Here is a 26,539-nt window from a genome sequence, read left to right on the forward strand (position 1 = left end):
GCGACCCCCTTGTCGACGCCGTCCGCCTGTGCCCGTTCGATGTGCGTCATCGATCTCAACTCCCCTTCGCCAGGCGTCCCTTGAAGACGCCGTGCCGCTTGTCCCGGTGGTCGTGTGCGGGGCGGTCCGAGGTGTGGGCGCGGGGCGTCGCGCGGTCCGGGCCGACCAGTTCGTCGAAGAGCGGCCGCGCCTCGACCATCGCCTCGCGCAGCTCCTCCGTACCGGCCCTGCTCTCTTCCGCGCTACCCGTGCGGGCGTGCGCCGCGCGGTGCACGCGCCGGTATCCGTGCACGTGCGGGCCGTGATGGACGGAGAGCGCGTCGAGTTGCTCGTCGTAGCTGCCGCCGTCCGGGAAGCCGCGCTCGTGCGCCAGTTCGGCGAGGAGCAGATCCGCCTCGGCGACGGCGACGTCCGGGGATTCGACGAAGCGTTCCTGGGCGTCGGCCCAGCGCGTCAGATAGCGCTCACGGGCGGCGGGGTCCAGCGGCTGCTCGCGCAGCGCACCGTGCCGCCGCACACGCTCGGCCAACTCCCGCTCGGCGGCCCTGGTGTCGCCGTCGTGCCGGGCCACGGCCCGCTCGTACTCGGGCCCGAACCTGCGCCGCAGCCCGCGCCCGCCACGGGGTGTGGTCCGCGCGGCGAAGAACCCGGCCGCGACCACGATCACGACCCCCACCACGACCAGAGCGATGATCAAGCCTGTGGACATGACTGCCTTCCCTCAACTGTGGCTGTTGCACGTCGAGTTGCCAGGGCAGCCGTGCTGAAACAGATCGGTACCGGCCACGGCGTATTCCGGTTGCGCCCAACCACCCCACCGGCCTCACCATGTGCCATGAACACCATGTCGTGGACTGTCACCCCGGAGCCGTACGACTCCCCCGCAGCGGCCGCGCTCTGGCGCGCGTACTACACGGAGGTGAGCGACCGCTGGTATCTGCTGCACAAGGGACACGCGACGGATCCGGTCGAGCTGGAGCGGGGGGTCGCCGCCGCGTCCGGCAGCGAACTCGCGCCGCCGCATGGGCAGTTGTTGCTCGCGCGGTACGCGGGTGAGCCCGCGGGGACGGCAGGCGTACGGGTGGTGGACGCGGTCACGGCCGAGCTCACGCGCGTCTACGTACGCGAGGAGCTGCGCGGCAAGGGCGGCGCCGCGCTCCTGGTGGCCGCCGCCGAGGACGCGGCCCGCGCGCTCGGCGCCGCCGCGATCCGCCTCGACACCCGCAGCGACCTGGTGGAGGCCCGGTCCCTGTACGCGCGGCTCGGCTACGAGGAGACGGCGCCGCACAACGACGACATCTACGCCGAGCACTGGTTCAGGAAGTCGCTGGCGTCGCCCCCGCGCCCGCATGCGGCCGCTCCCCGTCCGAGCCGCACATCTCCATGTTGAGGTCGGCCACCAGCCGGACGAGGTCACGGGGGCGGTCCGGGCCCCACCAGTCGCCGAGCAGCTCGGCGAGGGACTCCTCGCGGGCCTGCGCGAGGCGTTCGGCGACCACGCGGCCCTCGTCGGTGAGAATCAGGTCGGGGCCCTCGCGCACGGCGAGGCGACGCTCCTCGACCTGACGGGCCGCGTCGAGGATCACCGGCAGCGGGATCGCCGTGTACTCGGCGAGCACGCCCGGCTCGGCCCACCCGTTGCGATGGGTGCGCAGAACCAGCCAGCTCGCCGCGGGCAGCAGGTCGTAGCCGGCCTTGGCGGTGATCTTCTCGTACACCTCGCGGCGCCCCTCGCGGCTGCCGAGCGTGGACAGGGCGCGCGCCGCCTCGTCGTACGAGGAGCGTTCGACGGGGTTGCTGGCGAGCGTCTCGGTGACATCGGGCGCGGTGACCGAGCCGCGCAGCGGGTCCTCGTGCAGCAGCAGCGCGAGCGCGAAGGCGAGCAGCGTGACCGGCACCGCGTACAGGAAGACGTCGGTGATGGACGTGGAGTAGGCGTGGATGACCGGCGCCCGCACGTCCGGCGGGAGGGAGGCGATGCCGCGCGGGTCGGCGCCGAGCGAGTCCGGGGTGACGCCCGGCGGCAGCTGCCGTCCGGTGAGGGCGTCGGCGAGCCTGCTGCCGAGCTGGTTCGCGAAGATCGTGCCGAAGATCGCCACACCGAACGAGGCGCCGATGGAGCGGAAGAACGTGGCGCCCGATGTGGCCACGCCCAGATCCTCGTACGGGACGGCGTTCTGCACGATCAGGACCAGGACCTGCATGACGAGGCCGAGGCCCGCGCCGAAGACGAAGAAGTACAGGCTCATGATGCCGGTGGCCGTGTGCTCGTCCATGTTGTGCAGGAGCAGCAGCCCGATCAGGGTGATGGCCGTGCCGGCGACCGGGAACATCTTCCAGCGCCCGGTGCGGCTGACGACCTGCCCGGACACGGTGGTCGACAGCAGGATGCCGAAGACCATCGGGAGCATGTGCACACCCGACATGGTCGGCGTGACACCCTGCACGACCTGGAGGAACGTCGGCAGGTACGTCATCGCGCCGAACATCGCGAAGCCGATGACGAAGCTGATGATCGCGGAGAGGGTGAAGGTCCTGACCCGGAACAGATGCATCGGAAGGACCGGCTCCTGCGCCCGGAACTCCACGAAGACGAAGGCCACGGCGAGTACGACGCCGAGCGCCGCGAGACCGATGATCTGCGGCGAGCTCCAGGCCCACGTGGTGCCGCCGAGCGAGGCGACCAGGACGAGGCAGGTGGCGACGGAGGCGACGAGGAACGTGCCTAGGTAGTCGATACGGTGCTTGGTGGAGCGGACCGGGATGTGCAGGGCCGCGGCGATCACGAGGAGCGCGACGACGCCGATCGGCAGATTGACGTAGAAGACCCAGCGCCAGCTCAGATGCTCCGTGAACAGTCCGCCGAGCAGTGGCCCGAGCACACTCGTCGCACCGAAGACGGCACCGAACAGCCCCTGGTACTTGCCGCGTTCACGCGGCGAGACGATGTCGCCGACGATCGCCATGGACAGCACCATCAGGCCGCCGCCGCCGAGTCCCTGCAACGCACGGAAGCCGATCAACTGCCCCATGTTCTGCGACAGTCCGCACAGCGCGGACCCCACCAGGAAGATGATGATGGCCAGTTGGAAGAGCTTCTTGCGCCCGTACTGGTCACCGAGTTTTCCCCACAGCGGGGTCGCCGCCGTCGCGGCGAGCATGTACGCGGTGACGACCCAGGACAGGTGCTCCAGGCCGCCCAGATCGCTGACGATGGTCGGCAGGGCCGTCGAGACGATCGTCTGGTCGAGCGAGGCCAGCAGCATGCCGAGCAGCAGCGCGCCGATCGACACGAGGACGCCGCCCGACTTGGCGTTCTCCTTGGGTGCGGCGGGAGCTCCGCGACCACTGTCTCCCGGCCCCACGGTGTCGACGTCCTGGCTGCTCATGGCCACCTCCGAAGCCGGCCCTGCACGGACGTGGCCGGGTGCTTGGTACTTCCCATCCTGGTCGGTGTGACCAGGTTTGGCCTGTTGAGTCGTGCGGCGCGCGAAGTTTTCCGCGGCGCCGTCCGGTCACTGCGTGCACACGGGTGCTGACGAGCGTTTATGGGACCGGCGGCTGCGGCCGGGTCCTACGGGTCTGCATAATGCGCTGCAGAGGCGCGGCGGGGGGCCGAAGCGCTCGGAGGGGGTTCGTAGCGGTGAGCGAAGAACGTCGTACGTGTCCGGAGTGCGGGGCCGGGGCAGGTCCCGACGGCGCACCGTCCTGCGCCTGCGAGCCGGAAGCCTTCGCTCCGCTCCGCGTCCGCCCCTATGTCTCGCTCTCGGAGCCCTCGCAGCCGACGCCGCCGCGGGCCGCCGACCCGTACGCGTATCCGCCGCCGCCCCCGCACGCCGCGGGCGATGACGCCGACGACCCTGCACCGGACGAGCCGGCCCGGCACGGCCGGATGCTGCTGCTCTCCGCGGTCACGGCCGTGCTGAGCGTGGCGACCCTGGTCACGGTGCTGATCACATCGCCGGGCGACGACGGCGCCTCGGCCTCGGACAACACGGCCGCGACGGCGACAGCGATGACACTCACCCCGTCCCGCTCGGCGCCTCCCACCACGCGCTCCGCGTCCCCGTCGGCGACGGACCCCACGTCCGCCCCGCCCTCCCCCTCACACTCCCGGACGATCACGCCGTCCCCCACTCCGACCAGCAAGAAGCCCGAGTCGGACTCGAAGAAGCGCAGCAAGAGCCCGTCCCCCTCGACCTCCCGCACGACGTCGTCGTCGAGGCCGTCGGACACGACGACACTGCGCAAGGGCGACAGTGGCCGCGAGGTCGCCGAACTCCAGTGGCGCCTCAAGCAGTTGAACATCTACGTAGGCGAAATCACCGCCGACTTCGACAGCCCCACAGAAACCGCCCTCAGCACCTACCAACTCTCCCGCGGCATCAAGACCGACGAGCAAGGCGAATACGGCCCAGCAACACGCACGGCCCTAGAGAGGGAGACCGGCGGAGAACGGGGGCCTGAGCACGGGTAACTCGGGGCGCGGGGCTGTGTCTATTTGCGGCTGCCGCCGCGGGGCGCGCCCAGCCACTACAGGGCGCAATCCGCGGCGTCCCCAAACCTCTATGCCCCAGGGCAAACCGTCACCCCAGGTGCAGCGCAACTCCCCCACCGGCCAAAACCTCAACCCGTACGCCCGAAAGATCCGGCACACACACGGTCGCCCCGTGCGCCCCGGCCCTCGGCCCAACCCCCACAACCCGCATCCCCGCGGCGCGCCCCGCCGAGATACCCGCCCCCGAGTCCTCGAAGACGACGCAATCCGCCGGATCGACCCCCAACTCGGCCGCACCCTTCAGGAACCCCTCGGGATCGGGCTTACTGGCCCCCACGTTCTCCGCGGTCACCCGCACCGCCGGATACGCGAGCCCCGCCGCCCCCATCCGCGCCGTCGAGAGCGCGAGATCGGCCGAGGTGACGAGGGCGTGCGCGACGCCACCCTCGACGAGCGACTCGAGGAAGCGCGGGGCGCCCGGCACGGCGACGACGCCCTCCACGTCGGAGGTCTCCTCGGCGAGCATCCGCGCGTTGTCCGCGTAGTTCTCCTCCATCGGCCGCTCGGGGAGCAGCTCGGCCAGCGTGGCGTGGGCCTGGCGGCCGTGCGCGACGGAGAGGACGTACTCCGCGTCGAATCCGTGGTCGGCTGCCCAGCGGCGCCAGATCCGCTCGACGACGGCGTCGGAGTTGACGAGCGTGCCGTCCATGTCGAGGAGAAGTGCGCGCGCCTTCAGAACAGTGGGAACAGTGGGCGTGGCCGACATCGGCGGGCTCCAGACTGCGGAGGGCTACGGAGAGCTGCGGAGGCAGAAGGGAAACAAGGCGGCCCCGCCCGCTGGTCAGGGTTGAACGGGCGGGTGCCACTTTGTTTCTCCACGATACAAAAACTCACCCGAAGATCGCCACCCGCCCCCCGCTCTCCACGCCGGCGCCCCCTGCGCCGCAGCTCAGCGCCGCCGCTCGACGCCCCCGCTCACCCCCCGCTCACCCGCCGCTCAACCCCCGCTCACCGCGTCGTCGGCGGCGACGACGGGAACGTCTTCGTATACGGATTCGGCAGCCCCGGCGGCGCGATCAGCGCGACCTGAGGCACCCCGGGCTGCGGCACCGGCGGGGTCATCTGCGCCTTCGGGACCCGCGGTGGCCCGGTCTGCTCGGCGAGGGCCTGGTCCATGTTGACGAGGCCGGTCTTCTCCAGGACCTCCATGTGGTCGCGCACGACGTCGTTGGCCTCGTTCGCGAGCCGCCGTATCTCGGAGTTCTGGGTGGTGGCCCGGATATTGCTGATGGCCGGGAAGATCTGCCCGTGCGTCACGCGCATGATGTTCGACGCCGTGGAGTCGAACTCCTTGCCGCCCTTGGACTCCACGGTCGCCACGAACTGCTGTTGTTGTGGCGTGGGTTGGTTGGGCAGGGTGATGCCCAGATCCTGGGAGATCTTGCGGCAGCTGGCGTCCAGCAGGGAGTGCCCCACGATGAGGTGCTGTCCGGCCGTCTTCATCTCCGGCGTCGTTCCCCGCTTCAACACCTCCTGGCCCAGGGGGAATTCCCACAGCCCCGCAGACCTGACCTTGACCACGAAGTCACGGTCGGCCTCGGTGAGTGGGCCCCAGCGGGTGCTGCCGACGACGCGCGCCTGCGTCGTGGTCGTGTTCTGCACACCGAGCATGGCCGGATAGGCCAGGGCCGAGACGGTCACGATCAACGCGCCGATCACGAAGAAGTTTCCGGCCGTGGAGCGCGAGAGTCGCATGGTGCCTCCAGTCGCGAACAAGGGACACCGGAGAGTACGGACGCGAACCCCGGTCCGATCAGCGCTCGGCGAAAAATCCCCTCGTTCTTTTTCGCGCCCGGCCCCCGCCAACTCCTGTTTTGCCGGGCCTACTTGTGATCGACCTCCCGGCCCGCCACCATATTGACGCGACCCTGCCACACCGGGCGCCCCACAGCACACCGCACGGCAGGTCCCACGTAACTCCACCCCACCCCAAGGGAGTTCACATGCGCCCCACCTCGACCTCGCGCCGCATACGCCCGGTCTACGCGCGTCGATCCACGTTCGCCGCGGCCGCCACCGGCGTCACCGCGCTCGCCCTACTGCTCGCCACCCCGTCCGCCCAGGCCGCCCCGCCCACCCCTGTCAGCGCCGCCACCGCCCGTACGTACCTCGGCGAGCTGACGGAGAAGGCGGAAGGTTCCTCCGACGGCTACAGCCGCGAGAAGTTCCCGCACTGGATCACCCAGTCCGGCGCGTGCAACACCCGCGAGGAAGTCCTCAAGCGCGACGGAAAGAACGTCGAGACGGGCTCCGACTGCGCGGCCACGTCCGGCAGTTGGTACTCGGAGTACGACGGCGCGACCTGGACGGCCTCCGGCGACGTGGACATCGATCACATCGTCCCGCTGTCCGAGGCGTGGAAGTCGGGCGCCAGTGCCTGGACCAACGACGCGCGCCAGGGCTTCGCCAACGACCTCACCCGGCCGCAGCTCATCGCGGTCACCGACAACGTCAACCAGTCCAAGGGCGACCAGGACCCGGCCGAGTGGATGCCCTCGCGCACCGCGTACACCTGCACGTATCTACGGATGTGGGTCCAGGTGAAGCACTACTACAAGCTCAGCGTCGACCCGGCGGAGAAGTCCGCGATCCAGTCGGGGCTCAGCGGCTGCTGAGGGCTCTACCAAGGCCTGCGCCGAGGGCTCTGCAGAGGCCTCTGCCGGGGCCCTCGCCGAGGCCTCTGCTGGGGCCCGCGGAAAACAGGGCCGGTGGAACCGCCCCACCCACCTCCGACGTTCCGTACCGTACGGTGCCGGAACGTCGGAGGACCGAAGGGGAGGCGATCACGTGGCGAGGCTGCGCCTTGGACCACTGCTGCGGTACGTGGACGAGGAGACGGCGACGGTGTGGGTCGAGGCGAGTCGGCCCTGCGTCGCCGAGGTGCGCTGCGCGGACGGCGCGTCGGGCAGCGCGCCCACGTTCCAGGTCGACGGGCACCACTACGCGCTGATCCCGGTCACCGGGCTCACGCCCGGCACACGGACCACGTACGAGGTGATCCTCGACGGCGGCGGGGTCTGGCCGCTGCCGGACTCGCCGTACCCCGCCAGCACCATCCGCACCCCGGCGTACGAGACGGACGCCCCGGTCCGCGTCACCTTCGGCTCCTGCCGCTGGGCCGCTCCCCCGGCCGCGGAACACGACCCCGTGGGCCCCGACGCCCTCGACACCCTGGCCGCCCGCATCGCCGCGGACCCGGACGGCGAGCGCCCCGACGTCCTCGTCCTCCTCGGCGACCAGGTCTACGCGGACGAGGTCTCACCAGCGACGCAGGCGTGGCTGTCCCGCCGCCGCGACCTGTCGGAGCCACCGGGCACGGAAGTCGCGGACTACCAGGAGTACACGCACCTCTACTACGAGTCGTGGCTCGACCCGGAGGTCCGCTGGCTGCTCTCCACGGTGCCCAGCTGCATGATCTTCGACGACCACGACCTGATCGACGATTGGAACACCAGCGCCTCCTGGCTCGCCGAGATGCGCGAGATCCCCTGGTGGCGCGAGCGCCTGCTGAGCGGCCTGATGTCGTACTGGGTGCACCAGCACATCGGCAATCTGTCACCGGCGGCGCTCGCCACCGACCCGGTCTACGCGGCCGTCCGGGCCACCCCCGACGGCACGGACGCGCTCCGCGAGTTCGCCGCCCGCGCCGACACGGACCCCGACTCGGTCCGCTGGAGCTACCGCCGCGACTTCGGCCGCGTACGCCTTCTCATGGTGGACACCCGGGCGGCCCGCGTCCTCGACGAACAACACCGGGCGATGCTCTCGCCCGGCGAGGCGAAGTGGCTGCGCGAACAGACCCTCGCGGACCACGGCACGTACGACCACCTCCTCATCGGTACGTCGCTGCCCTGGCTGCTCCCGCACCTCATCCACGACGCCGAGGGGTGGAACGCGGCGCTGTGCCGGGGCGAGCGAGGGGCGCGCTGGGCGCGGTTCGGTGAGGATCTGCGGCGCAGGGCGGACCTTGAGCACTGGGCGGCGTTCCCCAAGTCCTTCGACGCGCTCGCGGACCTGATCGCCGAGGCCGGCTCGGGGTCCGCCGCGCCCGCGACGATCTCGGTCCTCTCCGGTGACGTCCACCACGCCTACGTCGCCGAGCCGACCTGGCCCGCGACCGCCGAGGCCCCGAGCGCCCGCGTCCTGCAACTCACCTGCTCCCCGGTGCACAACTCCGTCCCGGCATCCATACGCGTCGGCTTCCGCTTCGGCTGGAGCCGCTTCGGACGGATCATCGGCCGCCGCTTCGCCCGCCACGCCCGCGCGGCCACACCACGCATCGCCTGGCGCCGAACGGGCGGCCCCTGGTTCGGCAACCAACTCATGACCCTGACCCTCCGCTCCCGCACCGCCCACCTGACCCTCGACCAGGCGGACGCACGCCGGGGCTTGGTGCGGGCGGAAAAGCGGAGGCTGACGTAGTTCAAGCCCCGGCGGAGGCTGACGTAGTTCAAGCCCCGGCGGAGGCTGACGTAGTTCAAGCCCCCGGCGGCGATTGAGCAAATCAAGCCCCGCCGGCGATTGAGGCGCGGGGTCCGGGGCAGAGCCCCGAGCCCGTAACGCCGGTTCGGCAAAATCAGCCCCGCCGGCGCTTGAGGCGCGGGGCCCGGGGCGGAGCCCCGTGACGTAGGCCCGGCCGGCCGGCACCAACCCGCACCGACCAACGCCCCACCCCAGGTGAGACGGACCACACCCCCACCGACCCGCACCACCCCCGGCAGGGAACCGGCATGATGAGGCCGTCCATCCGCTTCCCAGCAGCCCCACATGCCTCGGGAGTCCCACCTTGCCCGTCCCCCACCCCGAGCACCCCACGCACCCCGCACCCCCCACGTTCGCCCTCGCCATCGTCGGCGCAGGCCCCCGCGGCACCAGCGTCCTGGAACGCCTCACCGCATCGGCGGACGAACTCCTCCCGCCCGGGACCCGGCTCACGATCCACCTGATCGACCCGCACCCGCCGGGCGCGGGCGCCGTCTGGCGCACGGACCAGGCTCCGGAACTCCTCATGAACACGGTCGCCTCGCAGGTCACCCTGTTCACCGACGACAGTGTCGACTGCTCGGGCCCGATCCGCCCGGGCCCGAGCCTGTACGAGTGGGCCCTGCGGCACGACGCGGCACTCGCCCCCGACGCGTACCCGACCCGCGCCCAGTACGGGCGCTACCTGCGCTGGGTGTTCGCCGAAACGGTGGCATCCGCCCCGGAGTCCGTAGAGGTCGTCCCACACGCCACCCGCGCCGTCCGCCTCGACGACGCCTCCGGCACCGGCACCCCCGGCGCCGCGGACGGCCTCCAGACCCTCACCCTCGCCGACGGCCACCGCCTCACCGGCCTGCACGCCGTCGTCCTCACTCAGGGCCACCTGCCCACCGCCCCCGCCCCGGCCGAGCGCGACCTCACCGAGTACGCCCGCCGGCACGGCCTGCGCCACCTCCCGCCCGCCAACCCGGCCGACCTCGACCTGAGCCCCCTGGCCCCCGGCGAACCCGTCCTCCTGCGCGGCCTCGGCCTCAACTTCTTCGACCACATGACCCTGTTGACGCAGGGCCGCGGCGGCCGCCACATACGCACGGCGGACGGTGGCCTGCGCTACCTCCCCTCGGGCAACGAGCCCCGCCTGTACGCGGGTTCACGCCGCGGCATCCCCCACCAGGCGCGCGGCGACAACGCCAAGGGCGCGTACGGCCGCCACCAACCCGCCGTACTCACCCCCGAGTTGATAGCCGGATTCCGCAAACGGGCCGACTCCGGCGACGCCCCCGACTTCCTCGCCGACATATGGCCGCTGGTCGCGAAGGAGGTCGAAACGGTCTACTACGAGACGCTCCTGCGGGCCACGGACACCCGACGCCGCACCGACGACTCCTTCCGCGAGCGCTTCCTCGCCGCGCCCCACCGCTCCCGCCAAGAGGCCGCCGTTCTCGGCGAGTTCGGGATTTCCGAGGATCTTCTGTGGTCCTGGGACCGCGTCTCACGCCCCGCTTCGGGCCGCACGTACACCTCTCCCGCCACATGGCGCGCCTGGCTTCTCGGCCATCTTCGCGAGGACGCCGCGCACGCCGCGCTCGGCAACGTGGAAGGCCCGGTGAAGGCCGCCCTCGACGTGCTGCGCGACCTGCGCAACGAACTTCGGCTCGTCGTCGACCACGGCGGCCTGACCGGCGTCTCGCGCCGCGACCACCTCGACCGCTGGTACACCCCGCTCAACGCGTTCCTGTCGATCGGGCCACCCCGGCGACGTATCGAGGAGCTGACCGCGCTGATCGAGGCCGGCGTCCTGACCGTCGTCGGGCCGCGCATGGAGGTGACGGTGCGGGACGGCCGTTTCGTCGCGCACTCGCCCGACGTACCCGGTTCGACCGTGAGGGTCACCACACTCGTCGAGGCCCGGCTGCCCGAGCCCGACCTCCGCAGGACCGCCGACGACCTGCTGATACGCCTCCTCAAGACCGGCGGCGCCAGGCCGCACACGGTCGACGGGCACGAAACCGGAGGCCTCGACGTCACGCCCCGCCCGTACCACCTGATCAACCGTCAAGGTCGGTCGCACACACGGCGGTTCGCCTTCGGAGTGCCCACCGAGGGGGTGCACTGGGTGACCGCCGCGGGGGCCCGTCCGGGGGTCGACTCGGTCACCCTCTCCGACGCCGACGCGGTGGCCCGCGCCGCCCTGCGCACGACCGGAGCGGACCCCGCCACACCCGAAGCGGAAGCCGATTCGGAGGGCGATCATGGCCGGATGTTGAACTTGCAAGCACTAATTAGGTTCCCCTAATCTTTGGCGCCCCACACCGGTGGCGGCAGCGGCGATGAAGGCGCTCCTCGCGCCGGTGCTCTCGGTTTCGTCCCCACCGACCGAAGGAGCCCCACCATGACTGGACGTCTCAACCGCGCCCAGCCCTACGCTCTCGGCCTCTTCCGCATCGTCATAGGCCTGCTCTTCGCCTGCCACGGCGCCGCTTCGCTCTTCGGCGTCCTCGGCGGGGCGATGGGCGGCGGCAGCGTCGAGACCGGCGTCTGGCCCGCCTGGTACGCGGCCGTGATCCAGCTCGTCGGCGGCGGCCTCGTGCTGCTCGGCCTCGGCACCCGCTTCGCCGCCTTCATCGCGTCGGGCTCGATGGCCTACGCGTACTTCAAGGTCCACCAGCCCGAGTCGCTGTGGCCGCTCCAGAACGGCGGCGAGGCCTCCGTGCTGTTCTGCTGGGCGATGCTGCTGCTCGTCTTCACCGGCTCCGGCGCGCTGGGCCTCGACCGCCTCTTCGCCGGACGCGGCGAACGGGTCGAGGACACGGCACGGACCGGCGAGGCCGTCCCGGCCTGAGGTTCCGCGCGTACAACGGCGGCCCGCTCCCCACGTGAACTCGTGGAGGGCGGGCCGCCGCCGTACGCGTACTTACACGTAAGACCTCAGGAGATCGAGGTGAACGGCACCGAGAAGCACGCCACCCGGTCCCCCGACGCGCCCGGCTTGTCGTGGATCACGATGGAGCCCGCGCCGCCGTGCCGCAGCCCCCACGACTTGTGCACCTTCGCGCCGCCATTGCCCTTCGCGTCGGCGGTGAAGTCGAGCCAGAGCTCGTTCTCCGCGGTCACCCGCTTCGGGTCCACCACGTTCTGGTAGTGCCCGCCCGCCGCCTCGGGGTCGGCGCCGCACGACTTCTGATGCACGTGCGCGCCGTACTTGTGGCCCGGTACGAGCCCTCTCACCCGCATACTCACCGTCATGCCGGACGAGTCGGTCCCGTGCTGCGACACCTCGATCGACGACGCCGGGGGCACGAGGGCCTTGTCGTACGTGAGCGCCGAGGACGCGACGAACGCGTTGGGCGGCGAGAAGTGCCCCGCCATCCGCACCCAGTAACTCGCCGTCGCGCTTGCGCTGCCGGTGGTCACCGCGAGCGCGGCCGCCGCCAGGACACCTGTCACGATTTTCGCCTTCATTTCCGTTTCCTCCGATCACTTGGGGTCACCAGACCCGTCCTGTACCGACTTTTTGGTACGGGACGTGACCGACCCATCACGGCAGGAACACGCGGGAACGTGAGATCAGGAACAACTGTGCCCCTTTCGCCACTTCAGCCACTTCTGAGGCGTACGCTGTAGAGCTGTCATGTCAGCCGCTCCTGTCGGGAGGAACGGCCGGAAATCACCGGAACGGTCCGTACGGGAGTAGGCGAACAGTGCTGCAAGGTGTCCTGGGGTCACTGACCGACAGTTCGTGGATCTACGCGATCGTGGCGCTCTCCGTCGTCTTCGACGTGTTCGTGCCCGTGCTGCCCAGCGGCTTCCTCGTGATCGCCGCGGCCACCGCGACCGCGGGCGGCGCTGCCGCCACCGGCGGCGTGCCGCACCCCGACCTCCCGGACCTGCTCGCCCTCACGCTCTGCGCCGCGACGGCCTCGGTCCTCGGCGACCTGGTCGCCTACCGGATCGCCTGGCGCGGCGGCGAGCGCCTGGACCGCGCCCTCGCCCGCTCCCGGCGCCTGAGCACCGCGCAGGAACGTCTCGGCGGGGCGCTCGCGCGCTCCAGCGGCGGGCTGCTCGTGATCATCGCCCGGTTCGCGCCCGCGGGCCGCTCGGTCGTCTCCTTCGCGGCCGGTACGGCGCACCGCCGGGTCCGCGAGTTCCTGCCGTGGTCGGCCGCCGCGGGCGTGGCCTGGGCCGCGTACAGCGTGGCGCTCGGCTACTTCGGCGCGCAGTGGCTCGGCGCGAGCTGGCTCTCCACCGTCGTCTCGGTCCTCGCTCTGGTGGGCGCGGGCGCGGTGGCGGCGTATGTGATGCGCAGGCCGGCACCGGCGACCCAGGAGGCCTGAGCCGCTCCGCTCGGCCTTCGGCTCAAGAGGCCTGAGCCGCCTCCCTCGGCTCCTTCGAGTGCGCGGCCCCGCGCACCTCCAGGCCGTCGAGCAGCTCGGCGGTCGCGCGGGCGATGTCGTCCACCGCCCGTTCGAACACCTCGCGATTGTGTGCGGCCGGCGCCCGGAAGCCGGACACCTTCCGCACGTACTGCAGGGCTGCAGCCCTGATCTCGTCCCCGGTGGCCTCTTCGGGGAGCGCGGGCGGGCGAAGGGTCTTGATGCTGCGGCACATGCCTCCAGTCTGCCGCCGGTCAGCGCTCCGCACCCGGCGATCGCCCCACGGCCGGGCATCCAACGGCCGGGCCCCCGATCGACCACACGTTCGCGTGAACCACCCGATGAAGTACCCGAAGTTGCTCGCACCCTGAATTCGAACAGACGTACCATTGCCGGGTGGCAGCGACCGATGATTCCGACTTCGACTACCCCGGCGACCTTCTCGCCGGCCAGGCAGAGCTGCATCAGATCAGGGCCGAGCTCCTGGCCCTGCTCAAGCGGCTCCCCTGGTCGGTCGAGCCCCACGACGCAGTCATAGACACGCAGGGCTGGCGCAAGACGGAGCGCGCGGCCTCGCCCGGCTGGAGCGAGGACGATCAGGCGGAGGTGGAGAAACTCCGCAGGCGCGAGCTGGAACTGGCCGTCTTCGTGACGTGCCATCGGTACTGGTCCGAGCTGAAGGGCGGCGACGCGGTGCGGGCCCGCGCACGCCTCAAGCACGTGCACGACGAGCCCGCACACGACGCCTCCGGGAACGACGAAGGTCCCGGCAACGACGAAGGTCCCGGCAACGACGAAGGTCCCGGCAACGACGAAGGCCCCCGGGCTTGATCGCCTGAGGGCCTTCGTTCATCGTGCTTCACGGTGGGCGCGGACGGTTTCGAACCGCCGACATTCTGCTTGTAAGGCAGACGCTCTACCCCTGAGCTACGCGCCCGTGATCCCGGCGTGTGGCCAGGACGAATGGACAGACTACCTTGCCGGTGCCGATGCTCCGCAATCCCGTGACGGCCGCGACGCCTGCGGGGGTTAACCCCCCTCGGAATCCGGTGGCCGTCCACATCCCGGAGGCGATCCCCACCCCCGTACGTTCATGAGTGCCGGCCACCGGGTCGGTGCCGCAACACCGGGTTCCACACGGGGAGTTCACCATGTCAGTCCGCTCGCCTCGCACCGTCCGCGTCCTGGCCGCCGCCGGAGCCGCGGTCGCCGTCGCGACGCTCGCGACCGCGTGCGGGGCCGACTCCTCCGACGACGAGAAGCCCCAGCACCGCTCCTTCGCCCTGCACGGCAGGACGCTCACGGTCGACTCGGACGACTCGCGGCTCGACCTGGTCCCCGGCGACGGCGACCAGGTGAAGGTCACCCGGTGGTTCCAGGGCTCCACCGTGATCGGCTCCTCGCCGAAGGCGACGTGGAAATGGCAGTCCGACGAGGACCGGCTCACCCTGCGCCTGCACTGCAACGGCCTCATCGCCGACTGCTCGGTCCGGCACCGCGTCGAGGTGCCGCGCGGCATCGCCGTGGCCGTCCGCAACGACGACGGCAGTGTCCACGCCCGCGACTTCAAGAACGGGCTCGACATCACGACGAGCGACGGCTCGGTCCGCGTCGAGAACGCCTCGGGCCCACTGCGCCTCACCGGCGAGGACGGATCCCTGCACGCCTCCGGCATCGACGCCCGCCGGGTCACCGTCCACAGCGAGGACGGCAGCGCCCGGGTCGACCTGCGCACGGCCCCCGCCCGCGTCGAGGCGAGCACCCAGGACGGCGCCCTGACCCTCGGGCTGCCCGGCTCCGCCGCGTACGACGTCACCACCGACACGCAGGACGGCGCCGTCGATGTCTCCGTCCCGCGCGACACCCACAGTGACCACCGGGTATCCGCCCGCACCGAGGACGGGAAAGTCACGGTCCGAACCGCGAACTAACCGGCCCGTGTATTCGTTCTTAACCGGTGGGAGAATGGACACCGGTTAAGAACCGTACGGGCAGCACAGGAGAGGTTTGTGACGGCGACGACGACATCCATGCGACAGCATCCGTCGTCCCCCGACCGTGATCCACGCCCTCGCGGGGACCGCCGCCGCTCAGGCCCGCTCCGGGACTTCGTCACCCTCACCCTCCTGCCCCTCCCGCTCCTCACGGCCGCGCTCACGGGCGCGTTCAACGCCGGGGGCACCCGGCGGTGGTTCGGGGGCCGCGCCGAGTCGCAGCGCGCGCAGGCGCAGACCGCCAAGGACGATGCGGCCGCCGCCTTCTACGAGCTGGACACCGCCCAGCGGGATCTGCGGATCTCGATAGAGACGATCACCGCGGTCGACGACTCGCCGGCGGCCCGCCGCGCCGTCGACGACTTCGCGGCGCTCGGCCGCCGTATCGACGAGGTCAGCGGGCAGTACATCACCGCGGTCGACGCGCACGACCTGGACAGGGACGACCTGGAGGCGTCCGCCGCCTCCCGCGCCCATGCCCAACTGACGCAGGCGAAGCAGCAGTTGACGCAGGTCAAGCAGGACCTGGACCGCTTCGCGCAGGGCATCGGACCGCTGCTCGGCAAGGCGGAGACACAGCTCGCGCGGCTCGCCCCGTCCGTGGAGCGCGCCCGGCAGTCCCTGCTTGCGGCGACGACCGCGCTCGACTCCGTACGGCAGGCGGGCCTGAAGGCCGACGACCTGGCGGCCCGGCTCGCCGCGCTCGGCCCCGAGCTGACCAGGCTGAACCAGGGGGCGGGGCAGCACGGCGTACCGGAGACGCTGGAGCGCGCGGAGCGGGTCGCGCGGGATGCCGAGAGGGTACGGGCGGAGGCCGAGCGGCTGCCCGAGCGGGCGTCCGAGATCGACCGCAGGCTCGTCTCGCTGCGGACCCGCGCGCAGGCGCTCCAGACGCGGGCGGGGCAGGTCGAGCCGGTGCTCAGCGAGCTGCGGCGCCGGTTCACCGTCGCGTGCTGGCAGGACCTCCAGTCCGTGCCGGACATGGCCGCGGAGAACGTGCGGCAGGCCGAGTCCAAGCTCGCCGAGGCGCGTTCGGCCCGCGAGAGCCAGGACTGGCCGAACGCGACGGCGCTGCTGTCCACGGTCCGTGCCCTGCTGAACGCGACGGACGAGTCGGTGTCGGCGGCCTCCGACCGCCTGCAGCGGCTGAACGCGGTGGCGAAGGATCCGCGGGCGGAGATCGACCGCACCCGGTTCGCGATCCGGGACGCGCAGCGCCTCGCGATGGCGGGCCGCTCCACGCCGGACCCGCGGCACGCCCGCCCTCTCGACGATTCCGTGGCCCGCCTGGACCGCGCCGTCGCGGGCCTGGAGGGGCGCCACCCCGACTACTGGCACTTCCTGACCGAGACGGAGGGCGTGCGGCGGACGGTGGCCCGCGTGGTCACGCAGATCCGGGAGGACCGGGGCGGCGGCGTCTGAGGTTGGCGTTCGCCGGGTGACGGGCGGACCCTTGAGGTACGTAAGTCACTTACGTACGTCAGGTGCACACGTGCCGCGTGCGAGGAGGCGAGGCGATCATGTCCACGCACGTACTCCACCCCGGTCCCCATCCCCGACGCCATGTCACGCTCGACGAGCATCTGCCCCTCGATCACCGGCTCAGCAAGGTGTACCGCACCGGCGCGGGCCTGATGGGGCTCGTCCTGCTGGCGTTCGGGATCCTCGGGCTCATCGACAAGATCGGCTTCTTCGACACCCGCGGGGACACCGTCGCGGGCCTCAGTACGAACGGCGCGCTGAGCGTCCTGTCCATCTGCGTCGGCCTGCTGCTCTTCGTCGGCATGGTGATCGGCGGCAACTTCGCGTCGACGCTCAACATGACGCTGGGCATCCTGTTCATCCTCAGCGGCTTCGTGAACCTGGCCCTGCTGGACACCGGCTTCAACTTCCTGGCGTTCCGCATCCAGAACGTGCTGTTCAGCTTTGTCGTCGGCGTGCTGCTGATGTGCTTCGGCATGTACGGACGGGTGAGCGGATCCCTCCCGCACAACAACCCGTACTGGCAGGCCAGGCATAGCCAGGCACACACCAACTGACCAGGTCTGACCGTACTCTTGGCGCATGCCACGCTACGAGTACCGCTGCCGCAGCTGCACCACCACGTTCGAACTGTCCCGCCCCATGTCCGCCTCCGCCGCCCCGGCCACCTGCCCCGAGGGCCACGAGGACACGATCAAGCTCCTCTCAACGGTCTCAGTAGCCGGCACAACCTCCACCCCACCCGCCGGGGCCGGCGGAGGCGGCGGCTGCTGCGGAGGCGGCTGCTGCGGCTGACCCCTCACGACTGCGGCTGCGGCTGCGGCTGCGGCTGCGGCTGCGGCTGCGGCTACTCACGGTCGGCTCCGCCCCCGCCTTGGGCAATCCGCCGCCAACCCGGCTCCCCACCCCTGGCGGTCGACCGCCACCGCCTTGGGCAATCCGCGCCACCCCCGGCTCCCCACCCCTGGCGGCCGACGCCGCCCCGCCTTGGGCAATCCGCGCCACCCCCGGCTCCCCACCCGTGGCGGTCGACCGCACGCGCCTTGGGCAATCTGCCACCAGCCCCGGCTCCCCACCCCTGGCGGCCGACGCCGCCACCGCCTTGGGCAATCCGCGCCACCCCCGGCTCCCCACCCGTTGCGGTCGACCGCACGCGCCTTGGGCAATCTGCCGCCTTGGGCGGCAGGGTGGGCAAGGCGGCACCCCGGTGCAGCGCGCCCATCACCTCAGGCGCCGACCCCGTCGCAGCCCAAAAGACCCCGGTGCCGCGCACCCCTCACGACGGGCGCCAACCCCGGCACGGCACAGCTAAGGCGCGCCCCCGCCTCCGGCCACCCTCACAGCGCCCCGAGAAACCCCCGCAACACCGCCTCCCCCGCAGCAACCCCCCGCTCCCCCAACACCGTCACCCCGGGCGACACCCACCCCACATCCGCCAGTTCACCGTGCCCCGGCCGCCACCCCCGATCCACCACGCGGAGCAAATCCGCATCCAGCAACGAATCCCCCGCCCCCAACGTCAACCCCGCCCCAACCCTCCGCGCAACCTCCGAAACCGCCGCCCCCTTGGTCAACGGCTTCGGCACGGCATACACCTTCCGCCCCTGAAGCGACACACCCCACCCGACCCCGTCGGCCCACTCCCCGAGCTCCTTTACCCACCCCTCCGGCAGCGCCGCCCGGTCGACGACCAGGTACGCGAACAGATCCTCCGCGACCCGCTCCTTCAGCAGCCACGCCGGATCCGCCGCGGCAACCATCCGCTCCCGCACCTCCCCGAGCGGCGCACACTCCGAGTCGAGCCGCTCCCCGACCGCACGCCGCCACTCCGGGTCCGACACCCCGTCGACCAGCAGGTGCCCACCGTTCGCACAGATCGCATACGTCGGCGCCGCCCCCGGCAACCGCACCCGCGCATACTGCTCCCGCGTCCGCGTGGTCGTGGGCACGAACACCGCGCGCCGCCCCAGCTCGACCAGCAACTCGGCGGCGTCCTCGGTGACGTACGACAGGGGTCTGCCCTCGTACACCTCGACGCAGAGCAACCGCGGCGCCTCGGCATCGGGCATCGTCAGGCCGAGCGCGCCGGCGGAGTAGATGAGCGTACGGTCGAGGTCACTCGCGACGACAACGGGCGTGGTCACTTGGCCGCCACCGCCTTGCCGTCCGTCCCCGTCGCCCCACGCGTGAACTTCGGATGTATCAACCCGACGCAGGTGTACGGCAGTTGGTCCACCAACTCCACCGGAACCCCCCGCTGCTCCGCCAGCAACCGCACATGGTCGAGGTCCGCCCCCGCGTCCGCCCGCGCCAGGATCTTCCACGGCACCCGCCGCAGCAGCACCCGCGTCGTCTCGCCGACCCCGGGCTTCACCAGGTTCACGTCGTGGATCCCGTACTCCTCGCTGATCCGCTCCACGGCCGCCCACCCTTCCCACGTGGGCGCCCGATCGACCCCCTGCAACTCCTTGGCCTCGGCGTCGACCGCGTCGGCGACCTCCGCGAACCGCTCCTCCACCGCATCGAGGAACCGCCCGGAGACGTCCGAACCGGCCAGCTCGGAGTAGAACTTCGCCCCGTGGAAGTCATCGGGCCCGACCAGGTCGGACCGCAGCACCGTCCGCGAAATCAGCCCGGACACCGTGGAGTTGAGACACGCCGAGGGGATGAGGAAGTCCTCCCGCGTCCCGTACGTCCGCACGCACGACCCCGGGTCGGCGAGCACGGCGATCTCCGGGTCGAACCCTTCGAACTCGGCGACCGCGGCCGCGAGTTCCCGCGTGATGGCGCCCTTGCCGGTCCACCCGTCCACGAACACCACATCCGCCGGATCGTGGTGCGCGGCCAGCCAGCGCAGCGCGTTCGCGTCGATCCCCCGTCCGCGCACGATCGACACCGCGTAGTGCGGCAGCTCGAGCCCGTGCCGTCGCAGCGCCCAGCGACGCATCAGCACTCCCACCGGCGTCCCCGCGCGCGCGAGCGACACAAGGACCGGTCGCGGCGAGCGCTCGGCGAGCACCGTCTCGGTGACCACGCCCACCGCGTGGGCTATTCGCCCCGCCGACGCCTCAAGAGCCGCGTGGAACAACTCCTGGTACTGCGCGCTGGGTTGGTACTCGACGGGCAGCGACTCCGCGTAGTGCGCGCCCCCGCCCTGAATGGCCTCCTCGCGCTCCTCGGTCGGCGCCTCCAGCTGGACGTCCGACAGGTCCTGGAGCAGCCACCCCACCTCGTCCGGCGCGTACGAGGAGAACGCGGGACCGCGCAGCGGCTCGGGCAACGGCATGGAGGACCTTTCCTGAGGAACGTACGACGGCACCACGGCCACGACCACCCGCGACGCGTGCGCGGCCACCTGCTCCAACAGCCCGCCCGGGCCGTCGAGTTCAGCGGTGTCGCCCACCGAGTCGAGCACGACGACGACCGTGTCGAAGCCGCCCCCCGCGACGTTGTACGCGAACCGGTCTCCCGGCCCGTCCGCCGGCGCGTCGTGCGCCGGGAAGACGAGGCGGCTGCGGATCGCGTAGCCGGGGTCGTCGACGGCGAGGACGGGCGAGCGGGTCGTGGTGGAGTACGCGACGTCGGCGCCCGCCGCCTCCAACTCGGTGGCGAGGCGCAGCGGCGCGTACATCAACTCCTCGTTGCCGAGGACGAGCACGCGCCCCTCGCCGAGGTGCGGCGCGAGGCGCGCGGCCATGTCGGGCAGCGCCGCTTCGAGGCGCTCCCGGTGCTCCGGTGTGAACCCGTGCCGTCCGCCGTCCGGCAGGCCCCGCGGCCAGCCGAGGTCGTCGAGGCGCACCAGCTCGGCGCGCTCCCGGCGGGGTGCGGGCAGCTGCCCGCCCTCGTGCGCGGCGACGAGAGCCTGCCCCTTCTCGAGCACCCCGTCCGGCAGCTCCACCGTGCCGCGCGCCGCGACCACCAGGTCGACCCGCGCCCCTATGTCGCGCGCGAACTCCTCGAGCCGCCCCTGGTCGCCCGGCGAGCGCATGTCGACGAGCGCGACGATGACGTAGTGCTCGCGCGCGTGCAGTTCGTGCAGCGCCCTGATGGTGTTCAGGACCGTGTTCCCCGTGGAGAACTCGTCGTCGACGAGGACCAGCGGGCCGTCCCCCGCGAGCAGGTGCGGGTCCTCGGGCAGCAGCAGGTGCGAGGTGGCGTGCGAGTGGGACTCCTCGAAGCCGCCCGCGCGGGCCACGCCCTCGACCGGCCTGCGCGTGGAGTGCAGATAGGTCGCGAGGGCCAGACCGTCGGCGACCGAGTGCCCGAGTCCCGTCGCCGTCTCGGCGTAGCCGAGGACGACCGCGCGGCGCGCCGCCTCGTCGCCCAGCAGTTCCCTTACGCGGACGCCGAGTTCACGCCCCGCGCCCCACACCACGGATGGGCGCTGCGGAACGTGCTTGCCCAGCACGTTCGACACCAGGAGGTGGGCGCGCTTGGGGTTGCGCCGCAGCGCGAGCCCAAGCAGTCCGGACAGCTCCCGGTCACCCGTCAGCCCGACCCCGAGCCGCTCGGCGACCCACTCCCCCGACCACACCACGTTCCCGCTGCCTCTCGCCTCACGCACCCCGAATTCACGCACCCCGAAAGCCCGACTCTCCTCGTCCCTCATCCCGGCAACCCGGCCGTCAGCAGCTCCACGAACCCCACGTCCTCCCGCGCCACCCCGAACGCCTCCGCGCGCCGCAGCGTCCGCTCCGCCCATGCGCGGTGCGGCTTCACCTCGTTCATCTTGTTCGTGTACGCCGACCGGAGCACACCGCCACCGTCCCGCTCGGGCCGCAATATGTCGCGGGCGTCGCTGTACTCCTCGTGGCTGACGACGGAGAGCGCGTGCACGGGCAGCACGTGCGTGGGGTGGATGCAGGTCTTGCCGAGCAGTCCGTTGGCCCGGTCCAGTTCGATCTCGCGCAGCAGCCCGTCCATGTCGTGCTGGATGAGCGCCTGCCGCAGGTCGTCGGCCCGCCCCTCCAGGAAGGGGCTGCGGCGCAGCTGCGGCTTGAACATCCGCTCCTGGTGGCGGAAGTACTCCCAGACGGGCCCGGTCACCGTGAACCCGGTGCCGTCCGCCCGGCCCAGCAGATTGACCACGTCACCGATGACGGAGGCCACGATCTGGACGTCGTACGCCGTCATGTCCGCGGGCCTGCGCAGCCCGTACGCCGAGCAGAAGTCGGTGACGCCGAGGCGCAGCGCGAGGACGCGGTCGCGGTACTTGTCGACGGCGCGGGCGATGCCGGCCAACGTCTCGCCGCGGGTCTCCAGGTGCAGCAGATCGGGCGACTCCAGGACCGGCATGGCGAAAAGCCGACGTCCGGTGGCCGCCTCGGCGGCGGTGAGGGCCTCCAGGAAGGGGACGCCCCGCTCCTCGGTGAACTTGGGCAGCACGAATCCGGACAGCAGGTCCACGGAGCTGCCGAGCCGTGCCACGAGATCGGTGATCTGCTCCGGGGCCCGTACCCGGATGAAGAGCAGGGGCGGCTCGGCCCCCTCGGCGACCCGGCCCGCGAGCTCGGCGAACTGCCGCATCAGGTTCTCCTCGGCGCCCGGCACCTCGCCGTCGTGTATCGAGTCCTCCAGGCACAGCACCATGGAGACGACGCCGCGTCCGGCCTGCTTGAGCACGTCGTCCGCGAGCTGGGGGCGGGTCGCCGGACTGTAGAGCGTCGCCCCGAGTGCCGCCGCGAGCATGCGGGGCGGGGAGCCCGCGGTGAAGTCCCGCGGCTCCTCGTGGAACAGACGCTCCCGCACCTCAGGGGCGATGTGCCCGAAATGACGCATAAGACTCCCCCGTACTGCCGGTCCACCCGAAATGATGTGGCCGGTAATAGTACGTACAAGGGTGTGTCAAAGGTTCCCGTCCGTAATGAAGTTCTGGTAACTGGCGCATGTCGTGTGCTGTTTTCCGGGCCTCGCGCGCGGCGGGCGAGGCCTGCGCACAGAGATGTCGATCTTTGCACCCCGCGTTGTCCCGACCAGGAGCGGGGAGGCAGGATGACCGCATGACGCACGCGATGCTCAAGGGGGCGAACGTCCCGTTCGACGCCACGGCGGTGCGCGCCGTGCTCCGCTGGTCCTCGGGGCAGGGCGCGCCGACCGTCGACGCTTCGGCGCTGCTGCTCACGGCCGACGGACGCGTCCGGTCCGACGGGGACTTCGTCTTCTACAACCAGCCGCGCCACCCCTCGGGGAAGGTCTGGCGGCTCGGCCAGAAGCGCGTCGCGGACGGCATGACGGACACCGTTCAGGCGGACCTCTCGGGCGTTCCCGAGGAGATCACCCGGATCCTCGTGACGGCCTCCACGGACCCGGACGCCACTCCTTTCGAGACCGTGCGGTCGCTGCGGCTGTCCCTCTACGACGCCGGGGCCGAGGGCGCCGAGCCGATCGCGTACTTCGATATCAAGCCAGAGACCGGTGCCGAGACCGCGTTGATCTGCGGCGAGCTGTACCGGCGCGGTGACGGCTGGCGGCTGCGCGCGGTCGGCGAGGGCTACTCCGACGGCCTGGTGGGCCTCGCCACGGACTTCGGCATCTCGGTCGACGAATCCGCCGAACCCGATGCCGCTTCCGCCGACGGGCCCGAGCCCGTGCCCGGCCCCCCGGTCGCCGAGCCCGCGCCGCCCCTCGTGGCTCCCGGACCGATGCCCGAGGCCGCTCCGGTCGCGGCGACGTCGTTCCCGCTGCCGCCCCAGCAGCCGCCCTCGTACGGTTATCCGCCCGCGGCCGCCACCCAGCAGCAGCCGCCCGCGTACGGGTACCCGCAGCCGGTGTCGGCGTGGCCCGACCCGGCCTTCAAGCTCCCGCCGCAGGGGCCGCAGTTCATCGGCCAGTGACGGACTTGTAGCCCCGGCCCCACTGCAGGCCCCACCCGTACAGCCGGTCGAGCTCGGCCTGGAACCCGTACACGAAGCGCACTTCGCGACGTACGACGAAGTCGCCCTTCACGTTCTCGATGGAGACCACGGCGCACGAGCGGGCCTGCGGTGCCCGCTCGTCGAGGCTGATCTCGATCCGGGGGCCGTTGCTCGGGTACAGCGTCACGTGGGCGTGCGTACGGTCGAACGCCGGCGTCTGGTCGTAGATGTAGACGAACACCAGCAGGCGCTTGATGGAGTCGCGGTGATCGAGATTGACGTAGATCGTCTCACCGGACGCCGAGCCGAACCGGTCGTCACCGCTGAGCTTCACGTACGGCGCCTCGTTGAGCGCCCCGAAGAAACTGCCGAGCGGCTGTACGACACCCTTCGTGCCGTCCTTCAGCTCGTACAGGCAGCCGAGGTCGAGGTCCACATTGACCATCGACTGGGTGTGTGCCTGCACCACATCGGGCTTGAACATGCTGAACGGATGCCGCACCAGGCTGTTCCGCTTGGAGCCGCCGATGTCCGAAGTCCGCATCCGCCACGACAGGTTGACCCGCAGGTTGCCGGTGGCCGCGCCCTGTTTGGAGAGCGAGACGACCGGATGTCGCTTGGTGAGTTCGATCGAGTTGGTCGCCGCGCTGCCCGAATCGAACTCGAACTGTGCGGAGTTCCCGCGCCATACCCTGTCCCAGAAGGACATACCGCCCCCAAGTGCCGCCGTACATGCCGACGGGGCGGCCGCTGAGGACTTGTCCTCGTACAACCGCCCCGCTCAAAGCGTTCCAGGAATGCCCCAGGGGTCAAACCCGTGAATCAGACTCCTGATGACACCTCGGTCTTGTCCGAACTCCCGGAGTCGCCCTCGGCCGCCGCGAGGCGCTTGTTGCGCCGCACGGAGGACAGGAACGACCAGGCGATCAGCACGACTCCGATGAAGCCCGTGATGAGCTCGCTGATCTGGTACTGGATGGTGACCAGAAGGATCACGGCGAGCGCGCCGATCGCGTAGTGCGCGCCGTGCTCCAGGTACACGTAGTCGTCCAGGGTGCCCTGGCGGACCAGGTAGACCGTGAGCGAACGGACGTACATGGCACCGATACCGAGGCCGAGGGCCATCATCACGATGTCGTTGGTGATGGCGAAGGCGCCGACCACGCCGTCGAAGGAGAAGGACGCGTCCAGGACCTCGAGGTAGAGGAACATGAAGAACGCGGCCTTGCCGGCCATCACGACCGCCGACTGCGGCTTGCCCTCGCGCTTGGCCTTCTCCTCGGCCTCGTGCTCACGCTCCTCCTCTTCCTCGAGACGGTGCTCGAAGAAGCCCGACAGACCGTTCACGACGAGGTACGTGATGAGGCCCGCGACACCCGCGAGCAGCACGGTGGCCTGCTTGTCCGCGTGGGCGCCGCCGTGCTGGTGCGCGTTGACCGCGACGGTCATGGAGGCGATGAGCAGCACGATCAGGGCGATGCAGACCGACAGCATGTCGACCTTGCCGAGCTTGGCGAGCGGGCGCTCCAGCCAGCCGAGCCACTTGATGTCGCGCTCCTCGAAGATGAAGTCGAGGAAGATCATGAACAGGAACATGCCACCGAAGGCGGCGATGGACGGGTGCGCGTCCGTGACCAACTGCTGATAGCGGTCGGGCTGGTTGAACGCGAGGTCGACCGCCTCGACCGGGCCCAGCTTGGCGCTGATGGCGACGATCACGACAGGGAAGACCAGCCGCATACCGAAGACGGCGATGAGCACGCCGATCGTGAGGAAGATCTTCTGCCAGAAGGCACTCATCTTCTTCAGGATTCCGGCGTTGACCACCGCGTTGTCGAAGGAGAGCGAGATCTCCAGGATCGCGAGGATCAGGACGACCCCGAAGGCCTCCCATCCGTCGTAGAACACCGCGGCAATCAAGCCGAGCACGGTGATCGCGAACGACCAGCCGAAGGTTTTCAGAACCACTGGCTACCCCATCATGTGTACGGGTTTCCCCGTGCTGGTTGTACGGGGCTCCCCCGCTCCGCGCACGGCTTTACACTGCATTCTTCCGGGGGACGACCCCCGGACCCCCAGCAGGAAAACCCCGGAACCGCCCGAGCTTGAACCTCACCAGGAAAACGCTTTAGGAAACGTTGACTCCGAAGTCTAGAGCGATGCCCCGGAGCCCGGACGCGTACCCCTGGCCGACTGCCCGGAACTTCCACTCTCCTCCGTATCGGTACACCTCGCCAAAGATCATGGCAGTTTCGGTGGATGCGTCCTCAGAGAGGTCATAACGGGCGAGCTCCTGGCCGTCCGCCTGGTTCACGACACGGATGAACGCGTTGCTGACCTGGCCGAAGGTCTGGCCGCGGTTGTCCGCGTCATGGATGGAGACCGGGAAAATGATCTTGTCGCAGTCGGCCGGCACCTTGGAGAGGTCGACCAGGACCGACTCGTCGTCGCCCTCGCCCTCACCGGTGAGGTTGTCCCCCGTGTGCTCGACCGAACCGTCGGGGCTCTTGAGCTGGTTGTAGAAGATGAACCACTCGTCACCCATGACCCGGCCACCGCTGCAGAGCAGTGCGCTGGCGTCGAGGTCGAAGTCGGCTCCGGTGGTGGAGCGCGCGTCCCATCCGAGCCCGACCAGGATCTGTGTGAGGTTGGGTGCGGCCTTGGAGAGGGAGACATTGCCTCCCTTGGCGAGTGTGACGCCCATGATCGTGGTCCTCCCCGAGGTGTGGTGGTGCTGTGGTCGAGCGCGTCCGGCGCCGCACTGGAGGTGCGGCGCCGGACGGGATGAACGTGCTG

At 70.8% G+C, this 26,539-nt stretch carries 25 protein-coding genes and 1 tRNA gene; 13 read left to right on the top strand and 13 right to left on the bottom strand.

What is annotated here, in order from left to right:
• Positions 1-55 precede the first annotated feature (55 nt).
• Positions 56-709 (bottom strand): hypothetical protein, encoded by a 654-nt coding sequence (locus OHA73_RS15105; protein WP_327655292.1) that lies wholly within the window; start codon positions 707-709, stop codon positions 56-58.
• A gap of 126 nt (positions 710-835) precedes the next feature.
• Between OHA73_RS15105 and OHA73_RS15110 the strand changes: the two genes are divergently transcribed.
• Positions 836-1,390, top strand: coding sequence for a GNAT family N-acetyltransferase (locus tag OHA73_RS15110; RefSeq protein WP_267070601.1), 555 nt, complete (start codon positions 836-838; stop codon positions 1,388-1,390).
• Here OHA73_RS15110 and OHA73_RS15115 read toward each other — a convergent pair.
• Positions 1,317-3,389, bottom strand: coding sequence for an MDR family MFS transporter (locus OHA73_RS15115; RefSeq protein WP_266720083.1), 2,073 nt, complete (start codon positions 3,387-3,389; stop codon positions 1,317-1,319). The genes OHA73_RS15110 and OHA73_RS15115 overlap by 74 nt on opposite strands.
• 254 nt (positions 3,390-3,643) lie before the next feature.
• Here OHA73_RS15115 and OHA73_RS15120 point away from each other — a divergent pair, with 254 nt between their 5' ends.
• A complete protein-coding gene (locus OHA73_RS15120) occupies positions 3,644-4,477 on the top strand; it encodes a peptidoglycan-binding protein (RefSeq protein ID WP_327655293.1) in 834 nt (277 codons plus the stop codon).
• Between the two features lie 109 nt (positions 4,478-4,586).
• Here the strand turns inward: OHA73_RS15120 and OHA73_RS15125 are convergent, their stop codons facing one another.
• Together OHA73_RS15125 and OHA73_RS15130 are read right to left on the bottom strand one after the other, a co-directional pair.
• Positions 4,587-5,264, bottom strand: a complete 678-nt coding sequence (locus OHA73_RS15125) for an HAD-IA family hydrolase (protein WP_327655294.1) — start codon at positions 5,262-5,264, stop codon at positions 4,587-4,589.
• A gap of 242 nt (positions 5,265-5,506) precedes the next feature.
• A complete protein-coding gene (locus tag OHA73_RS15130) occupies positions 5,507-6,253 on the bottom strand; it encodes a DUF4142 domain-containing protein (RefSeq protein ID WP_266720078.1) in 747 nt (248 codons plus the stop codon).
• Positions 6,254-6,528: 275 nt separating this feature from the next.
• Here OHA73_RS15130 and OHA73_RS15135 point away from each other — a divergent pair, with 275 nt between their 5' ends.
• The 4 genes from OHA73_RS15135 to OHA73_RS15150 all read left to right on the top strand — a co-directional run bounded on the left by OHA73_RS15135 (position 6,529) and on the right by OHA73_RS15150 (position 11,882).
• Positions 6,529-7,173 (top strand): HNH endonuclease family protein, encoded by a 645-nt coding sequence (locus tag OHA73_RS15135; RefSeq protein WP_327658465.1) that lies wholly within the window; start codon positions 6,529-6,531, stop codon positions 7,171-7,173.
• 172 nt (positions 7,174-7,345) lie between these two features.
• Positions 7,346-8,980 (top strand): alkaline phosphatase D family protein, encoded by a 1,635-nt coding sequence (locus tag OHA73_RS15140; RefSeq protein ID WP_266720076.1) that lies wholly within the window; start codon positions 7,346-7,348, stop codon positions 8,978-8,980.
• A 364-nt stretch (positions 8,981-9,344) separates the two neighbouring features.
• Positions 9,345-11,336 (top strand): FAD/NAD(P)-binding protein, encoded by a 1,992-nt coding sequence (locus OHA73_RS15145; RefSeq protein WP_327655295.1) that lies wholly within the window; start codon positions 9,345-9,347, stop codon positions 11,334-11,336.
• A 96-nt stretch (positions 11,337-11,432) separates the two neighbouring features.
• The gene (locus tag OHA73_RS15150; protein WP_266720072.1) at positions 11,433-11,882 is read left to right on the top strand and encodes a DoxX family protein; all 450 of its coding nucleotides are present in this window, start codon (positions 11,433-11,435) and stop codon (positions 11,880-11,882) included.
• Between the two features lie 86 nt (positions 11,883-11,968).
• Here OHA73_RS15150 and OHA73_RS15155 read toward each other — a convergent pair whose 3' ends face one another.
• Entirely contained in the window at positions 11,969-12,502 is a 534-nt protein-coding gene (locus OHA73_RS15155; protein ID WP_327655296.1) for a superoxide dismutase family protein, read from the bottom strand.
• Between the two features lie 239 nt (positions 12,503-12,741).
• Here OHA73_RS15155 and OHA73_RS15160 point away from each other — a divergent pair, with 239 nt between their 5' ends.
• Positions 12,742-13,374 (top strand): DedA family protein, encoded by a 633-nt coding sequence (locus OHA73_RS15160; RefSeq protein WP_327655297.1) that lies wholly within the window; start codon positions 12,742-12,744, stop codon positions 13,372-13,374.
• A 22-nt stretch (positions 13,375-13,396) separates the two neighbouring features.
• Here the strand turns inward: OHA73_RS15160 and OHA73_RS15165 are convergent, their stop codons facing one another.
• Positions 13,397-13,648, bottom strand: coding sequence for a DUF2277 domain-containing protein (locus OHA73_RS15165; RefSeq protein WP_327655298.1), 252 nt, complete (start codon positions 13,646-13,648; stop codon positions 13,397-13,399).
• 161 nt (positions 13,649-13,809) lie between these two features.
• On the opposite strand from OHA73_RS15165, the gene OHA73_RS15170 reads away from it, so the two are divergent.
• On the top strand, positions 13,810-14,244 hold the full coding sequence (locus OHA73_RS15170; RefSeq protein WP_327655299.1) for a hypothetical protein: 435 nt from the start codon (positions 13,810-13,812) through the stop codon (positions 14,242-14,244).
• Positions 14,245-14,278: 34 nt separating this feature from the next.
• Here OHA73_RS15170 and OHA73_RS15175 read toward each other — a convergent pair.
• Positions 14,279-14,350: transfer RNA gene (locus tag OHA73_RS15175), tRNA-Val, on the bottom strand.
• A gap of 214 nt (positions 14,351-14,564) precedes the next feature.
• Between OHA73_RS15175 and OHA73_RS15180 the strand changes: the two genes are divergently transcribed.
• The 4 genes from OHA73_RS15180 (at position 14,565) to OHA73_RS15195 (ending at position 17,684) form a co-directional block, all read left to right on the top strand.
• The gene (locus OHA73_RS15180; RefSeq protein ID WP_327655300.1) at positions 14,565-15,344 is read left to right on the top strand and encodes a DUF4097 family beta strand repeat-containing protein; all 780 of its coding nucleotides are present in this window, start codon (positions 14,565-14,567) and stop codon (positions 15,342-15,344) included.
• Positions 15,345-15,443: 99 nt separating this feature from the next.
• On the top strand, positions 15,444-16,829 hold the full coding sequence (locus OHA73_RS15185; RefSeq protein ID WP_266720060.1) for a hypothetical protein: 1,386 nt from the start codon (positions 15,444-15,446) through the stop codon (positions 16,827-16,829).
• Between the two features lie 98 nt (positions 16,830-16,927).
• The gene (locus tag OHA73_RS15190) at positions 16,928-17,446 is read left to right on the top strand and encodes a DUF4383 domain-containing protein (protein ID WP_327655301.1); all 519 of its coding nucleotides are present in this window, start codon (positions 16,928-16,930) and stop codon (positions 17,444-17,446) included.
• 25 nt (positions 17,447-17,471) lie between these two features.
• Positions 17,472-17,684, top strand: coding sequence for an FmdB family zinc ribbon protein (locus OHA73_RS15195; protein ID WP_267070591.1), 213 nt, complete (start codon positions 17,472-17,474; stop codon positions 17,682-17,684).
• Positions 17,685-18,226: 542 nt separating this feature from the next.
• On the opposite strand, the gene OHA73_RS15200 is transcribed toward OHA73_RS15195, so the two are convergent.
• From OHA73_RS15200 to OHA73_RS15210, 3 genes are all read right to left on the bottom strand, one after another.
• On the bottom strand, positions 18,227-19,033 hold the full coding sequence (locus OHA73_RS15200) for an HAD family hydrolase (RefSeq protein WP_266720054.1): 807 nt from the start codon (positions 19,031-19,033) through the stop codon (positions 18,227-18,229).
• Entirely contained in the window at positions 19,030-21,426 is a 2,397-nt protein-coding gene (locus tag OHA73_RS15205) for a phosphoribosyltransferase (protein WP_327658466.1), read from the bottom strand. Before OHA73_RS15205 ends, OHA73_RS15200 begins: the two co-directional genes overlap by 4 nt.
• Before the next feature lie 68 nt (positions 21,427-21,494).
• On the bottom strand, positions 21,495-22,667 hold the full coding sequence (locus OHA73_RS15210) for an HpcH/HpaI aldolase/citrate lyase family protein (protein WP_327655302.1): 1,173 nt from the start codon (positions 22,665-22,667) through the stop codon (positions 21,495-21,497).
• A 221-nt stretch (positions 22,668-22,888) separates the two neighbouring features.
• On the opposite strand from OHA73_RS15210, the gene OHA73_RS15215 reads away from it, so the two are divergent.
• Positions 22,889-23,722, top strand: coding sequence for a TerD family protein (locus tag OHA73_RS15215; RefSeq protein WP_267070588.1), 834 nt, complete (start codon positions 22,889-22,891; stop codon positions 23,720-23,722).
• On the opposite strand, the gene OHA73_RS15220 is transcribed toward OHA73_RS15215, so the two are convergent.
• From OHA73_RS15220 to OHA73_RS15230, 3 genes are all read right to left on the bottom strand, one after another.
• Entirely contained in the window at positions 23,709-24,452 is a 744-nt protein-coding gene (locus OHA73_RS15220) for a TerD family protein (RefSeq protein WP_266720048.1), read from the bottom strand. The genes OHA73_RS15215 and OHA73_RS15220 overlap by 14 nt on opposite strands.
• A gap of 113 nt (positions 24,453-24,565) precedes the next feature.
• On the bottom strand, positions 24,566-25,711 hold the full coding sequence (locus tag OHA73_RS15225) for a DUF475 domain-containing protein (protein ID WP_266720046.1): 1,146 nt from the start codon (positions 25,709-25,711) through the stop codon (positions 24,566-24,568).
• A 160-nt stretch (positions 25,712-25,871) separates the two neighbouring features.
• Entirely contained in the window at positions 25,872-26,447 is a 576-nt protein-coding gene (locus tag OHA73_RS15230) for a TerD family protein (protein WP_327655303.1), read from the bottom strand.
• Positions 26,448-26,539 lie beyond the last annotated feature (92 nt).

It is taken from the genome of Streptomyces sp. NBC_00483, assembly GCF_036013745.1.
GTDB lineage: Bacteria > Actinomycetota > Actinomycetes > Streptomycetales > Streptomycetaceae > Streptomyces.